The sequence below is a fragment of the Nocardiopsis sp. NPDC058631 genome (genome assembly GCF_042716955.1).
Taxonomy (GTDB): Bacteria; Actinomycetota; Actinomycetes; order Streptosporangiales; family Streptosporangiaceae; genus Nocardiopsis.
Genome location: NZ_JBHXQY010000026.1, coordinates 34525 through 48560, shown reverse-complemented (window position 1 = coordinate 48560; position 14036 = coordinate 34525). Strand labels below are relative to the sequence as shown.

General features: G+C 68.1%; 13 protein-coding genes. 5 read left to right on the top strand and 8 right to left on the bottom strand.

Going from position 1 to position 14036, the window contains the following annotated elements:
- The first annotated feature begins 290 nt into the window (after positions 1–290).
- Complete coding sequence (locus tag ACFWTE_RS11655; RefSeq protein ID WP_378779283.1) at positions 291–1943, top strand: pentapeptide repeat-containing protein; 1653 nt, start codon at positions 291–293, stop codon at positions 1941–1943.
- A gap of 122 nt (positions 1944–2065) precedes the next feature.
- Complete coding sequence (locus ACFWTE_RS11650) at positions 2066–2632, top strand: hypothetical protein (protein ID WP_378779282.1); 567 nt, start codon at positions 2066–2068, stop codon at positions 2630–2632.
- A gap of 668 nt (positions 2633–3300) precedes the next feature.
- On the opposite strand, the gene ACFWTE_RS11645 is transcribed toward ACFWTE_RS11650, so the two are convergent.
- Positions 3301–3627 (bottom strand): hypothetical protein, encoded by a 327-nt coding sequence (locus ACFWTE_RS11645; RefSeq protein ID WP_378779281.1) that lies wholly within the window; start codon positions 3625–3627, stop codon positions 3301–3303.
- Between the two features lie 923 nt (positions 3628–4550).
- On the opposite strand from ACFWTE_RS11645, the gene ACFWTE_RS11640 reads away from it, so the two are divergent.
- From ACFWTE_RS11640 to ACFWTE_RS11630, 3 genes are all read left to right on the top strand, one after another.
- Positions 4551–4712 carry a hypothetical protein gene (locus tag ACFWTE_RS11640; protein ID WP_378779280.1) on the top strand — a complete coding sequence of 54 codons (162 nt, stop codon included), beginning with the start codon at positions 4551–4553 and terminating at the stop codon, positions 4710–4712.
- Positions 4713–5021: 309 nt separating this feature from the next.
- The gene (locus ACFWTE_RS11635) at positions 5022–5858 is read left to right on the top strand and encodes a hypothetical protein (protein WP_378779279.1); all 837 of its coding nucleotides are present in this window, start codon (positions 5022–5024) and stop codon (positions 5856–5858) included.
- A 464-nt stretch (positions 5859–6322) separates the two neighbouring features.
- Positions 6323–6448, top strand: a complete 126-nt coding sequence (locus ACFWTE_RS11630) for a hypothetical protein (RefSeq protein WP_378779278.1) — start codon at positions 6323–6325, stop codon at positions 6446–6448.
- A 59-nt stretch (positions 6449–6507) separates the two neighbouring features.
- Here ACFWTE_RS11630 and ACFWTE_RS11625 read toward each other — a convergent pair whose 3' ends face one another.
- From ACFWTE_RS11625 to ACFWTE_RS11595, 7 genes are all read right to left on the bottom strand, one after another.
- Complete coding sequence (locus ACFWTE_RS11625; RefSeq protein WP_378779277.1) at positions 6508–6855, bottom strand: hypothetical protein; 348 nt, start codon at positions 6853–6855, stop codon at positions 6508–6510.
- A complete protein-coding gene (locus tag ACFWTE_RS11620; protein WP_378779276.1) occupies positions 6852–7628 on the bottom strand; it encodes a ParA family protein in 777 nt (258 codons plus the stop codon). The genes ACFWTE_RS11625 and ACFWTE_RS11620 overlap by 4 nt, the downstream gene beginning before the upstream one ends.
- Positions 7629–7771: 143 nt before the next feature.
- Positions 7772–8323: a hypothetical protein gene (locus ACFWTE_RS11615; protein WP_378779275.1), complete on the bottom strand. Its 552-nt coding sequence runs from the start codon at positions 8321–8323 to the stop codon at positions 7772–7774.
- A 548-nt stretch (positions 8324–8871) separates the two neighbouring features.
- Complete coding sequence (locus ACFWTE_RS11610) at positions 8872–9312, bottom strand: hypothetical protein (protein ID WP_378779274.1); 441 nt, start codon at positions 9310–9312, stop codon at positions 8872–8874.
- A gap of 71 nt (positions 9313–9383) precedes the next feature.
- Entirely contained in the window at positions 9384–10850 is a 1467-nt protein-coding gene (locus tag ACFWTE_RS11605) for a pentapeptide repeat-containing protein (RefSeq protein ID WP_378779273.1), read from the bottom strand.
- A 408-nt stretch (positions 10851–11258) separates the two neighbouring features.
- Entirely contained in the window at positions 11259–12875 is a 1617-nt protein-coding gene (locus ACFWTE_RS11600; RefSeq protein WP_378779272.1) for a pentapeptide repeat-containing protein, read from the bottom strand.
- Between the two features lie 200 nt (positions 12876–13075).
- Positions 13076–14023 carry a DUF5677 domain-containing protein gene (locus ACFWTE_RS11595; RefSeq protein ID WP_378779271.1) on the bottom strand — a complete coding sequence of 316 codons (948 nt, stop codon included), beginning with the start codon at positions 14021–14023 and terminating at the stop codon, positions 13076–13078.
- Positions 14024–14036: the final 13 nt, after the last annotated feature.

Genomic DNA, 14036 nt, shown 5'->3' with positions numbered 1-14036 from the left:
TTCTTGCTTCCCAGAATGCAACCCGATGGCAGTCGGTTGTCATTCTGGGTTGCATTATTGTGGGATTGCACCCGATGGGGCACGCAGTTCTGCTGCGTTATTAACTTGCTCCTCGCGCACGCGAGGATTTCCCTCGGAAAAGACCTCGGCGATTAGGCGGAGGCCGCACTGTTGCTGACCGGGGCTGGGGGATCCGCCTGCTGGCATGGCTAGACGACGGGGGTTGAGGCAGGGGTGGCCATATTCGGTCAGACGTCCACACCCTCCATGCAACTGGCTACGGTCACACCATGGCCGCCGCACCCTCCCCACCTGCCGACACCCTCCCGTGGCGGAAGCGAGCCGAACAGCTGCGGGAACACCTTGCCAAACGCCGAAGCGACCTGTCCTGGACCGCCATCATCCTCGGCGGACTTGGGGGCTTGGTGGCGTTGTGGCCTCTAGCTGTAACGGCATGGGACCTGCTCGGCTTCACTCCCGGCCAGGCTTGGCGCCTGGCCGCTCTGGGGGTGTGCACTGTACTCCTGGCCGCCGGCGTGGCCGGTGCGAAGAAGAAACGCACCTCGCCGAGGCGACTCATCTGGCTGATCCTGGCCGCCTGGACGGTGGCCGCAGGAGCGGTCACGGCCCTGACCGCCCTGGCCTGGCTGCTGCTGGGCGCCCCCAACTGGCAGCAGCTCGAGAACCTCGCCCCCAAGCACCTGGACGCGATCGCGACCCGCGCGTTCGCGATCGTGGCCGGGTTGGGTGGTGTGGCACTACTGGTCATCGCCTACCGACGCCAACGCACCACAGAGAACGGCGAACAGCGCGAAGTCACCAAGCTGTTCACCGACAGCTTTGACAGCGCTAGCGACAAACTGGGCAGCGATCACGCAGCCGTGCGCCTGGCCGGGATCCACGCCCTGGCCCGGTTGGCCGACGAAGCGCCCGAAGGCCGCGAGGACCTGGTGCAGATGGTCATCGACGTGCTCTGCGCCTACCTGCGCATGCCCTACACCCCTGCCCCTGAGGCGCTGCCCAAGAACGCCAGCAAGGCTCGATGCGAGGAACACCGTGTGCGTGAGCTGGAGGTCGCCTCGTTCCGGGAAGTGCGCCACACCATCATTCGCATCATCGGCAACCACCTGCGTGAGCCCACCCGCTGGCGTGGCAAGGACTACGACTTCACAGGCGCCGTCTTCGACGGTGGCAACCTGACCGGGGCCCACTTCACCGGTGGGTTGGTCTCCTTCCAGGATGCCGAGTTCACCGGCGGGCAGGTGCTCTTCAACGAGGCCCACTTCACCAGCGGAGATGTGGACTTTTACGAGGCCCGCTTCACCGGCGGGCAGGTGTCCTTCTACAAGGCTGAGTTCACCGGCGGACGGGTGTTCTTCAACAGGGGCCGCTTCACCGGTGGGTTGGTCTCCTTCCAGGATGCCGAGTTCACCGGCGGGCAGGTGCTCTTCTCCGGGGCCCGCTTCGCTGGCGGAAAAGTGTTCTACCTTAGATCCCGCTTCGCTGGCGCGCAGGTGCACTTCGATGCGGCCCGCTTCGCTGGCGGGAAGGTGGGCTTCGTCGATTCCGAGTTCGCCGACGGGACGGTGTCCTACCGCGGAACTCGCTTCACCGACGGGCAGGCGCACTTCCGGGGGGCCGAGTTCAAGGGCGGAAGGGTGGACTTCACCGAGGCCGAGTTCACCAGCGGGCAGGTGGACTTCACCGAGGCCGAGTTCACCAGCGGGCAGGTGGACTTCGGTTGGGGTGGGTTCGCGGGTGACCTGGCACAGTTCCGACGAGATCGAGGGGCGTGCCCCGATGGCCTCCTGGAGGCCAAGGTGCACGCGATGCCTCGAACCCTGCTCATCCCCCAGGCATGGGAGACACCTCCCAAGCACAAGGCCACGGCCAAATCGACCGAAGATCCACACCAAGAGCCCGATATGAACGAACCTAACTGATCAGCCACCGAGGACCACCCTGCCCCCGGGGCGTCAGCATCGACTCTCCACACACCGTGGCACTACTAGTGATGCCGGATACGTCCGGGACGCAAGAGGGTGTGGGTCGGTACGGTGCCGCCATGGACGACGAACACCACCACGACGGCCTCCAGTTGCCCGACACCGACCCCGAGGGGCGCCCCTACGTCGGCACGCCGCGCGTCACGCAGACCACCCGCACGCGACTGCTGAGTCGCACCTGCGACTGGTGCGGCTCAGAGGTGTCCTACTCCGGCCGCGGCCGCCCGCCCCGCTACTGCGGCAAGGCGCACCGGAACCGGGCGTGGGAGGTGCGCAGCGCGGCAGCCCGCCAAGAGCGCGACCGAGCGGACGGGTCCGCCCGCCTCGAGGACGAACCCGTCCGCGAGGTGATCCGGGAGACCGTGACGCGCACCGCGACCAGGAGCGCCCGCATTGAGGTGCCCGTCCCCGCGCACGGCCGGGTGCGCACCGTCCAGGTCGAAGTGCCAGTGGAGGTGGAGCGGCCGGTACGGCTGGAGTCAGCGGCCGAGGTGTGCGCTGTGTTGCACGCGGTGGAGACAGCGGTGCGCGAGGGCCGCTTCCCCGTGGGGGGCCTGGACCACGTGCTCCGCAGGACCATCGCGCTGACCGAGGTGATTCAGGACGCTCGGATCTGGGAGGACTGAGCACCCGGGATATACGTCCCGGACGACAACACGGGCATGAGTGGTGCCACGGTGTGATCGGCATAGTGCCTAGGTTTAATCGTCTGGTGATCAAGATGCCTAGGTGCGTGGCTCCTGGATGGTGGCTCGGGGTGGCATTGGGTCTAGTGCCTCGGAGTGTGGGCAGTCGATGTCCTTCAGGTGTGGCTTGGATCGGTAGATGTCGGTCAGAAGGTCGGCGTCGCGACGCCCACGGAAGTGCCGGCACCCCGGGGAGGATCGGCGGCCGCGGCACTGGGGCGGAACCGGGGGGCGAACCAAGTACGCCGGAAAGCGGCAATGGACTGACGTTCCCGCAGGTCAGGAGGTAGACCAATCCGGCCGCTCGGAGTGGTCTAGCGATTCGGTGTGGTTCGTTCCGGTATTGCCTGGTTCTGGCCGCTGGTAACTGCTCTTATCAGTGCGGTCAGCACCGCCCTTCGCGGCGCTGGACTTCATCAGACGAAGGAATCCTTCATCGGATGAAAGCGCATTACCCCTTCCGGCCGTACTTGGTTCACCCCCGGAGTGGGCCCGAGCCCTCTACATCCAGGGGCAGCCCGCCCCGGCCGAGACCGCACGGGGCCGCGGCGACCGCCATTCGGAAGCCACCGCAACCGAGGGTTGCGAGGGCTCGATGGTGTGCAGGGTCAGGTCACGGCCTCGGGGATCGGAGCAGCCGTTTTTTGACCCTGAGGCTGAGGCTGGGGCTGTGCGCTGGGTTCGTGACGGTTGTTGTAGACGAAGGATCCGACACCCACCGTGATGGCGCTTCCGGCCAGGACGGCGGCGGCCGCATGGGCGCCGGTCATTACCGCTGCGAACAGCACACCGAGAATCAGCAATGAGATGGTGAAACTCATCCACTGTCCACGGGTGACGCGTCGATCCTCCATCTCCATATACTTCTCCTTGAGGCGCCGGTCCTCCACGTCCAACTCGTGGGTGTACTCCAGACGGCGCAGCTCGGCATCCATGCCAGAGGGCAGCCTTCTCAGTGAGGACGCGGTCGTGTCCTGCCTGGGACTGTCCTGTGGCTCATCGGGGGACCCGTTCGAAGCGGAAGCCAGATCAGTCACGGGGGACCTCATCCCGGTCATGGATTTTGAAGCCCGGTGAATAGGCGCGCCCGGGAGCTATGACGGGGTCAGGGGCGGGGGGCTTAGTAAAGTCCCTAGAGAGGTGCCGGTAGGGACGGCCGCGTCGATCCTGTCTACGTTTGCCGTTGGCCACGGCCAGCAAGAACCCCGTAGCCAGAGCCCAGATGGAAAAGCCCAGCCCCAGCATCAACAAGAGCCCGATCGATATCATCCCCGCGTCCCTCAGCATGAAGGTGACCGTGATCAGTGCGATGAATATGGGCGAAAAAGCGATCAGGGTAGTGAGTTGATTACGGCTAAGTCGGGGCCCCTCGCTCTTCACCTGAGGGGGCGACGTGGTCGCCCGTGGCTTGTCTGTGGTCTGGTCTTGCATCCCGGCCTGGAATAGCCAGGCCCGCCGCCGAGCGATCACCGCTTCACGCACGTGCTCAGGTAGGGCGTCCCATTCCAGGTCGGGGTCCTGGGGGCGGGGGGTGTGGCGCGGCGGAGGCACATAGGGGGGGGTGCGTCCGGACAGGTTGAACATGGACGCGAAGGCCTTCAACACACGGGGCTCCGATCCGGAATAGATAGGAGAAACCTACCCCGCTCACTGGATCCGTAGGGGGTGAATCTGGCGGGGGCCGGTAATCGAGTAGTCGGTGTTCTTCCGGCTTGGCCTGCTGCTCCCGAACGCCCGGCAACAGGACATGTGACCGGCGAGTAGCTCCTGCCGAGTGGCCGTTGCCGGACACGGCGCGGCCGGGGCCAGTGCATGCTCAGGGAGCGGGCGCACCACGGCGCCCCGGGAAGGAGCACCCGTGTTCACACCCCCTACCCCGCCCCTCGCCTTCGCCCCCACCGCCAAGGGCGGCATTGGGATAGGCGGCCGGTCTACCGGTGAGCCGCGCGAGACCAGCGAGCCCGTCCCGGCGCCGGAGCCCGAGCGCACCGAGCAGCCCCCGGCCAAGGACGAGGACTGACATCGGGGCGAGGATTGCTACAGCCGTTGGCGGTAGACCCCCGCCCGAGGTCACGGCCGGATCACGGAGGCCCCTGCGCAACGCGCCGTTGCCCGGGGGCTCTCTCGTGCCCGAAGTCGTCAACCCCGGTTGCCTCACCACCGATAAGGTTCACTTATCAGGCGTGACGTTTAGGAAAACGGGGCCCCGGCGGCGGGCGCCGGGGGCGCGAGGGGCATCCGAACAGGATCGGGCGCTACCTAAACGGCACCCACCAGGATGTCAGTCTTAGACTGACAAACTCATGGCGTCAGCCTTAGGCTGACGCCTATGAGCCGATCGCACGCCCTGCGCCGTCTGGCAGCCGACCTGTCCACGGAACACCCCGGCTGCCGCGCCCACGCCGAGTACGACACCTCCTACCGCGAGTGGACCCTGGCCTGGACGGACGGGCCCACCGACGACACGGTGCGCGAGCGCCTTCCCGTCGGGGAGGCGATAGACCTGCGGCGCTCCTACACCCACCGCGCCCTGGCCGTCGCCGCGATCGAGCTGTCGCTGTCGGGGGACCTGGGGAAGGTCGGCCGCCGCGACCGGTGGACCCTGCAGAACGCCCTGACCGTGCACTTGGCCGCACGCACCGACCCGCACGCCACCGACGGCCGAACCGGCGCACTGGCCGACGCCCTCCTGGACCACCTGGGCCAGCAGCACCCGGACCCGAGCGAGATCGCCGCGGCCGCGCGTGGCGGCGTGGCCCACCTGCTGCGTCAGCCCAGCGCCGACGCCGCAGGCGAGGGAGACGGGGACCCGCTGGTGATGGGCCCGGCCGAGTACCTGACCTCCCGGTACGCCAAGGGTCAGGCCGCCCTGGACTGGCGCGACCGCCTGGCCACCGCCCCGGCCGCCGAACTTGTCGCCGAACTTGTCGCCGCCACCGCCGACGAGCACCTGGACGCCGCCGGCCATCTGGCCGTGCTCGCCCTGCTCGGGCAGATGCGCGCCGACCTGGACCGCCTGGAGGACGCGGCGCTGACCCGGGCGCACGCCGCCGGGGCCTCCTGGGCGCGCATCGGCGCCGTCCTGGGCATCACCAAGCAGTCCGCGCACACCCGCGCCAAGCGCCGGGCGTCCGGTCGCCCCACAAGGTCGTCACCCCAAAGCTGACGCACACCACGAGCGCCGTGGCCACCGCACCCCGGACACGAGGGGGCGGCGCTTGGCCACGCCACCTCGCCGCGTCATCGTGGTGATGACGCCTCTGGCCATGTCCACCCGCCCCCGCCGGACAGGCCTTGGCCATGGCCAGCCGCTCCGGCCGCGGTGGCCATCGAACCCCGGACACCGCCCGGAGCGCACGGGCGCCCCGAGGCCGCGCCCGCCGGACCGCCGCCTCTTGGCCACCGATGGCCAGGGCGCTGTGGCCATGACCACTGGGATGTCCACACCCACACGAACAGGCGTGATACGCGTAGCACGAGTGCTACTTCTCGCACGCGTATCACCCGTAGCAGGCGTGCGAGGCGCACTCGGCGGGTGCTGGCCACGCCGCCGCCCGCGTCGTCGCGGCGACGACATTGTCGTCACCATGACGACGAATCCGTCGTCGCCATGACGACAACGTCGTCACGATGACGACGCCGGTGGCCACGGCCCCCGCCCCCGCCGGACAGGCCTTGGCCATGGCCAACCGCCCCGGCCACGGTGTCCTGGCCATGGCCAACAGGATGGCCACACTCCCCGGCGAACACTCGTGATACGCGTAGCACCCGTGCTATCCCTCGCACGGGTGCTACGCCTCGCACGCGTATCACGGCTATGTGGAGAGCTTCTTCTCCACCCGGGGTGCGGCGGCCACGGCCGCCCGGAACAGCTCGGAGACGACCTCGTGCTTGGGCGCGCGGGTGGTGTGGTGGATGTCGTCCACGACCCGGGCCAGCTCCTCCACCGCGTCCGCGCTGGCGTACCAGCTGCGCCGCGTCATCTCCGTGGCCGCGGCCGCCTTCGGCTCAGGCCGGGCCGGGGAAGCGGCCTCGGCCACGGGTGCCGGCGCTTCCTTCTCCTCCTGGGCGTGCTCGTCCTGGCGCATCGCGGTCATCTTGCCCCAGTCGTCGCTCACCCCGCCCATGTCCGGCAGGGGCGGGGCCTTGCGCTTCGCGTTCATGCGCGCACCGCCTTGGCCAGGTCGCGGTACCAGCCGGCCACCTCGGAGTCGGGGGCGTACTCGGTCACCGGCACCTTGGCCCGCCAGGCCTCCCGCACTTCCTTGCGCTTGCGGATCTCCCCGATCACGGGCGGGCTGCCCAGGTTCCGGAACGCCTCCAGGACGCTGGTGACCATGGTGCCGTCGCGCACGTCGAACCTGGAGGGGACCAGGCCCAGGACGTCGATGTCCACGTCCATGACCTGGCTCAGGGTGCCGATCTGGCGCAGCAGCAGCCGCAGGGCGCGGATCGAGGAGTCCTCCGCTTCCACGGGAACCAGGAGTCCGCCCCCATGGCCGGGGCGGCGTCGGGCCGCGATGAGCGCGGCGTCGGTGGTGGCGCCCAGGGAGGGCGGGCAGTCGATGAGGCACACGTCGTAGTCGTCCTCCAGGTGCTGCAGGACGTTCTTGAGCCGGTGTTCGCGGCCGCTGGACATGTACAGGCCGCGGTCGAGCAGGAACATGTCCAGCGCGGTGGGCAGCACGTGCAGGCGTTCGCGGTAGGCGACCACGAGGTCGCGCGGGTGGCCCTCGTACTCGCCCAGGATGGCCTGGGACAGGGTCGCGTCCTCGGGTGACTCGGGGACCCCGAGCGCGTCGGTCAGGTGGCCCTGGGGGTCGAGGTCGACCAGGAGCACGCGCTCCCCGGCGTCGGCCAGGGCGCCGCCCAGGCCGATGGTCAGGGCCGTCTTGCCGACCCCGCCCTTCTGGTTGATCAGGTCGTAGATGTCCATCCCGCGAGGGTAGACCTCGCACGTCTCGCACACATAGCACCCGTGCGACGCATAGCACGGATAGCACGCGTGATACGCGTATCACTACAGGTCAAAGTCACGGTGAAGCCCCGACACCCAAGGGTGCCGGGGCCCTTGGCCTCTCACGCGAAGAGATCGCCGCCGCGCTCCTGGTCCTGGAGGACGGGCAGGGGCCCGCCGGTCCACCGGTCCCCCAGGTGGGATGCCAGGTACCAGTCGCCGTCGCGGGTGGCCACGTGCCACACGCCCTCCGGCGCCAGCTGGTCCTGCCCGGAGGCCTGCCAGTGGGCCAGGACGCGCACCACCCGGATCACGTCGTCGGGCACCTCCCGGGCGACGATGGCCACCGGGAGCCCGTCGTCGTCGACGTGCACCTCCAGCTCCACCTCGCGCTCCGGGGAGCGGGACTCGGCGTCCACCGGCGCGAGGGGCACCCACCCCCGGAAGAACCACACATCAGCCCGGCCGGGCTCAGCATCGGGCTCATACACCGCACGCGCCCCCGGGTCGGGGTGGTCCTGGGGAACGTGGGAGCTGATCAGGTAGGTGCCCAGATCCTCGCGGGGGCCCGCCAGCTCCTGTGCGGTGTGGGTGGACAGGGTCGCGCCGTGCCAGTCCTCGGGCCCGCCGATCAGGCGCACCGGAACCGCGGCGGAGGGGGTCGTCTCGCTCATGGACCCGAGCCTGCCACCGCCCGCGCGGCCGCGCGGGCGGTTTGCCGACTTAGCCGTGCTACGTCTCGCACTCGTAGCACGCGTGCGAGGCGTATCACTACAGGTCACGAACATGCTCGCGGGTGTCGTGACCGACTGTGGGCGGTGTGGGGGGAGTGGACCCCACGCTAGACCCGGCACTAGACCCCGCACTGGTCCCGGCGCTAGACCCCACGCTAGACACGCGGCTTGACTCACCCTCTGCCACCGGTCTCGTCTTTCCCGGTCAGACCCCCTTGCCGACACCTTGCCGACGCCGACATCTCCCCTTCTGAACAACACCGACCACCCGACCACACGCCCGTGCATTACTTCCGAGGGACCTCTCCCAGGCACCCAGGACGCACAGCCAAGGCAGGACCTACCAGGCAGCACACAGCCACCCAGCAGACCACGCAGAGCATTCACACTCCATGCATCCAGGTCAATCACGCCTAGGCACCAAGGTCAATCAAACCGTGGCACTGCTGGTCACCCCAGTTTCTCCCGGGACGTATATCCCGGGCGGATCAGTCCTCCCAGCCCCGGTAGTCCTGGATCGCCTCGGTCAGCGCGACGGCCCGGCGCAGGACGTGGTCGAGGCCGTCCTCGGGGAAGCGCCCCTGGCGTACTGCTGTCTCCACCGCGTGCAGCACCGCACACACCTCTGCCGCCGATTCCAGCCGCACCGGCCGCTCCACCTCGACCGGCACCTCGACCTGGACGGTGCGCACCCGGCCGGGGGCGGGGACCTCGATGCGGGCGCTGCGCGTCACGGTCTCCCGCACGACCTCGCGGACGGGTTCGCCCTCGGGTCGGGCGGTCCCCGCGGCCCGGTCGCGCTCCTGGCGGGCCTGGGCGGAGCGGACCTCCCACGCCCGGTTCCGGTGGGCCTTGCCGCAGTACTGGGGTGGCCGGCCTTTCCCGCTGTAGGGGACGGGGTCGCCGCACCATCCGCAGGTGCGGCTCACCAGACGCGTGCGGTGTTGACGGCCGTGAAGATGACAGTGGGGGCGGCCACGAAGATGTCAGTAGCGGAGCGCTACCAGGCGTGGCCCTTCAGGGGAGGGGCAAGATCATCCCGATCACCTGCCTCAAGCCATGCTTGCGGCAGGCGCACACGCTTGACCGCTGCCGCTGACTTCACCAGCCCTATAGGACAGTCTCCCGTCGCAGCTCCACCTAGCTCGCTGGTGGCAAACACCACTTCTGCTCCGGAAAACTCGGCGAGGCGGAAGTCCACGGCATCTCCCGTGAAACAGGCTTCGCTGAAGTACACCCCTCCGCCGGAAAACTCTGCATAGAAGTGCACGTTAGCTCCGGAGAACTTGACGTGACTGAAGTGCACAAGGCCGTCGGAGAACCGCGCGGCGCGGAAGGTCACGGTGCCGCTGGAGAAGTTGGAACCAGTGAAGTACACCCGTCCGCCGGAGAAGCGAACGTATTGGAAGATCACGTCGGCGCCGACGAACTGCGTGTTGAAGAAGCGCACGTCCCCGCCAGGGAAGCGGGCGTGGTCGAATCGGACGGTGCCTCCGGAGAAGCAGGCATGGCTGAAGTCGCCACCGTCGAACACCACACCAGTGAAGTCGTAGTTCTTGCCGCGCCAGCGGGTGGGCTCGCGTAGGTGGTTGCCGATGACGCGGATGATGGTGTGGCGGACCTGCTGGAACGACTCGAACTCCAGAACCTGCCTTCGGTGTTCTTCCTGGGCCGCCTGTTGTTTCTCGCGTTGGGTCTCGTCGTGTTCGGTGCTGCTGAGTCGGCTGAGGTCGACGGCTGTGGTCGGAGATGCCGCTGGCAGGACAGGTTGGGTGGGTTGTCCGGAAGGCTCATCAGGGCGGGGTGTGTAGGGCACGCGCAGGTAGGCGCAGAGCACGTCGATGACCATCTGCACCTCCTCTTCGGAGGGTGCGTCGTCGGCTAGGTGGGCCAGGGCGTGGACGGCGCCCAGGCGCACGGCGGCGTGCTCGCTGCCCAGTTCGGTGTAGGCGGCGGTGAAGCGCTCGTTGAACAGCTTGGTGACCTCAAGTTCCGCTGCCCGTTCGGCTCGTTCGGCATCGGCCTCGGTCGTACGCTGACGCCGGTAGTGGATTACCAGAAGGGCTACACCGCCCAAGCCCGCGACGACGGCGAAGGCCCGGGTCGCGATCGCGTCCAAGGCACGGGGGGACAGGTCGCGGGGAAGGTCGAGTCCTGGGGTGCCCAGGACGAGCCAGATGAGCACCACCATCCCGGCCACGGACCCGATGGCCACCGCCCACGCGGCGAGGATCAGCCACCACAGCCGGAACGAAGTTCGACGGCGCGTTTCGGCGCGGATCAGCACGACCGCCACCACCAGAGCGACCGTCAGTGCCGCTCCCAGCAGGATCCGCCCCAAGGGCAGCGTGTCGGGGAGCAGGCTCCAGAGGAAGACGAGCAGCGGCCAGGCGGTGGCGGTGAGCGCGGGCAGCACCACAACGGCGAGGGCGATGCCGGTCCACTGGCGGGGGGTGGGTGAGCGCATGGCCGCCACGCTAGACCGCCCGTCTCCGGTTCGGACGGTGGTTGCCGCATCCGGCCAGTGGCCACCCACCGTGACCGCGCGCCCGGATAGTCACGACAGGGCCGCTTCCGAGCCCCACGCGCACCCTTGGTGACGTTGTCGCAGGTCAGAAGGTAGACCAATCCGCCTGTTCGGAGTGGTCTACCCAGCCCGCGTGGTTCGTGCCCGTTCGCCTGGTTCTGGCCGCTGATAAGCCCCGCATAGCGGCGGCCATGGCCCTTCGCCTCGCAGCCTTCGACGGTCACTGGGAGCGAGCACGGTCCGAGGCCGGCGACGGCACTGACATCTGCGTTGCGCTCAACAGGGGGAGGGTGGTCGGCCGGGTTGTTAAGCGCAGAGAAGATGACAGTGGTCGGCGCAACGGGAATGTCAGTGATCGGATGCGTTAGAGGGGCTCTCCGAGCCCCTCTCTTCCCCGTGCTCGGTCGAGTTCAGCTGCCACTGTTCAGGCAACAGGGTCACTCCTGGCTCTCCGCTCTCAACTGCTTCGAGCAGTTTGATGGGACACCTACCTGAAGCGTCTTGGAAGTCCACCTTCCCGCCGGTGAACTCGGCCCCGCTGAAGTCCACCTCCCCGCCGGTGAACTCCGCCCTGCGGAAGTCCACCGCCCCGCCGACGAAACGGGCCCCGAAGAAGTCCACCGTCCCGTCGGTGAACCGGGCCCCGCTGAAGGACACTGCCCCGCCGGTGAACTCGGCCCCGCTGAAGGACACCTCCCCGCCGGTGAACTCCGCCCTGCGGAAGTCAACCGCCCCGCCGACGAAACGGGCCCCGAAGAAGTCCACCGTCCCGTCGGTGAAACGGGCCCCGAAGAAGGACACTGCCCCGCCGGTGAACTCGGCCCCGCTGAAGTCCACCTCCCCGCCGGTGAACTCGGCCCCGCTGAAGTCCACCTCCCCGCCGGTGAACTCCGCCCTGCGGAAGTCAACCGCCCCGCCGACGAAACGGGCCCCCCTGAAGGACACCTCCCAGCCGACGAACTCGGCCCCGCTGAAGGACACCTCCCCGCCGGTGAACTCCGCCCCGGCCAGGTTGCCGCCATCGAAGACAACACCGGTGAAGTCGTAGTTCTTACCCTGCCAGCGGGTGGGTTCGCGTAGGTGGTTGCTAATGATTCGGATGATGGTGTGGCGCACCTGGCGGAAGGAGGCGAACTCCAGCTCGCGTTCGTGGTGCTTGGCGATCTGGTCGTCGGTGGCGTCCTCGGGGAGCGTGCCCGGCGCGAGGGCATAGGGCATGCGCAGGTAGGCGCACAACACGTCGATGACCATCTGCACCAGGTCCTCGCGCCCCTCAGGCGCTTCGTCGGCCAACCGGGCCAGGGCGTGGACTCCGGCCAGGCGGACGGCGGCGTGTTCGCTGCCGAGTTTGTCGCTGGCGCTGTCGAAGGTGTCGGTGAACAGCTTCGACACCTCGCGCTCGGCCGCCCGTTCGGCGCGCCCGGCGTCGGCTTCGGTGGTGCGTTGGCGTCGGTAGGCGATCACGAGCAGGGCTACACCGCCCAGGCCGGCGACGATGGCGAAGGCGCGGGTGGCGATCGCGTCCAGGCTCTTGGGCGTGAGCTCCCCGGGCGGCTTCCACTGGGGGGTGTCGAGCACCAGCCACGCCAGGGCGGTCATGGCCGCGACCGTGCCCGCAGCGAGCGCCCAGGCGGCCAGCATCAGCCAGGCCAGCCGCACCGGTGCGGTGCGCTTCCAGTTCACCCCCACCACGCCGGTAGCCAGGACCAGAGCGCACACCCCCACCGCGGCCACGCGCCAGGTCTGGCCCCTGGTGAGCCCGAGCAGGTCCCAGACCGTTGTGGCCAGGGGCCACAACGCCACGGCCGCGCCGAGCCCACCGCCGGTGACCGCAGTCCAGGACAGTCCATGGCGTCGCCGCTCAAGGCGTTCACTCAGCCGGGTGAGTCGTTCCTTGAGGCGTTCGCGCCAAGGCGGTCGAGGGGGTGAGGGGTCGGTGGCCATGGTGCGACCGTAGCCAGCCACAGGCGGAGTGTGGACACCTGGCCGAACCCGGTCACCCCCTGTATCAGGGCCGGCTTGTGCGGTCCTGACATCTTCGTTGCGCCGACCACTGACAAGTTGGCTGCGTTTCCACTGACCTCCCTGTTGACGAGCACGAACATGACAGTGGTCGCGAGCACGAAGATGTCAGTGCCACAAGCCCGACTCAGGCAGCACCGTTGCTAGGCGGAGCCTCGCCGCCATCTGAGCTCTTCCGGGTGGATCAGCAGCGGCAACCGTCCGTTGTGCGCTGGCCTGAACAGAATCAGAGCGAGCCACACCCCGTATGCCTGGCCGCTCGACAGCCGTTGGATCGGTTCGAACAGGCCCATGACCGCACTCAGGAGGTCATGGAAGAGCCATGTCCCGTACACGACGGCAAGGTTGGGGTGGAGGTCCTCGAACGGCTTGGAGGAGATGTCCACGGTGTGCTCGGTACCCCACACCATGCGTCCCATCTCGTGCAGGTTGGAGTGCACCGCCTTGGAGCTGAGGGAGTAGAAGAAGTCGTACACCTGCACCAGGTCGGTTTCTTCAGCCATCTTCCTGATGGTCGGGGGCCGATTCCTCCACCATCCTTGCCCCCGACAGAGCTCCTTCAAGTCGTTCTTCGCTCGCTCCAGGGTGTCTGTGACATCGGGGAACCCGAGGTTAGGGACGTCTGTTCCCAGCCGCTGGTACGCGATGGGCAGGAACTTCTCCTGCGTATCGACAGCCGTCAACGCTTCCACAAGTGCGTTTATCTGCACAAACTTGGCCGCAACTCCCTCATCGAGGCTCCGAAGCCACTGCAAGAAGATCAGATCCTCCGTCATCGTTCGGAGATGTACTCGGGCGTTGGCGCGGGCCGGGGAATCCACGGCGGCCGTGATCGCTGCGAGTGCGTCGTGGGCGCGCCGCACGATGGTCCGGCTGACGATGTCCACGTTGAAACCCCCCTCTGTGAGGGGCACACCCAGACAGACCTCATCGACGTAGGGAGCGGTTAGGCCGACAAGGCGCTCAGTGGCGCGCCACAAGGTTCGCTCGCCATGAAGTACCTCATCGACCTCAGCGAGGAGGCCTGCTTCAGCCTCGGTGGTGTCATTCGACGGTTTCTCGTCGCTCGCGCTCCCGTGGGCTTCAAGCATGTTGGGCCTTTCT

Excerpts from the sequence above, each read along its gene's own strand:
- ACFWTE_RS11655 (WP_378779283.1), top strand. The coding sequence starts at position 291 with ATGGCCGCCGCACCCTCCCCACCTGCCGACACCCTCCCGTGGCGGAAG.
- ACFWTE_RS11650 (WP_378779282.1), top strand. The coding sequence starts at position 2,066 with ATGGACGACGAACACCACCACGACGGCCTCCAGTTGCCCGACACCGAC.
- ACFWTE_RS11645 (WP_378779281.1), bottom strand. The coding sequence starts at position 3,627 with ATGGATGCCGAGCTGCGCCGTCTGGAGTACACCCACGAGTTGGACGTG.
- ACFWTE_RS11635 (WP_378779279.1), top strand. The coding sequence starts at position 5,022 with ATGAGCCGATCGCACGCCCTGCGCCGTCTGGCAGCCGACCTGTCCACG.
- ACFWTE_RS11630 (WP_378779278.1), top strand. The coding sequence starts at position 6,323 with ATGACGACGCCGGTGGCCACGGCCCCCGCCCCCGCCGGACAGGCCTTG.
- ACFWTE_RS11625 (WP_378779277.1), bottom strand. The coding sequence starts at position 6,855 with ATGAACGCGAAGCGCAAGGCCCCGCCCCTGCCGGACATGGGCGGGGTG.
- ACFWTE_RS11620 (WP_378779276.1), bottom strand. The coding sequence starts at position 7,628 with ATGGACATCTACGACCTGATCAACCAGAAGGGCGGGGTCGGCAAGACG.
- ACFWTE_RS11615 (WP_378779275.1), bottom strand. The coding sequence starts at position 8,323 with ATGAGCGAGACGACCCCCTCCGCCGCGGTTCCGGTGCGCCTGATCGGC.
- ACFWTE_RS11605 (WP_378779273.1), bottom strand. The coding sequence starts at position 10,850 with ATGCGCTCACCCACCCCCCGCCAGTGGACCGGCATCGCCCTCGCCGTT.
- ACFWTE_RS11595 (WP_378779271.1), bottom strand. The coding sequence starts at position 14,023 with ATGCTTGAAGCCCACGGGAGCGCGAGCGACGAGAAACCGTCGAATGAC.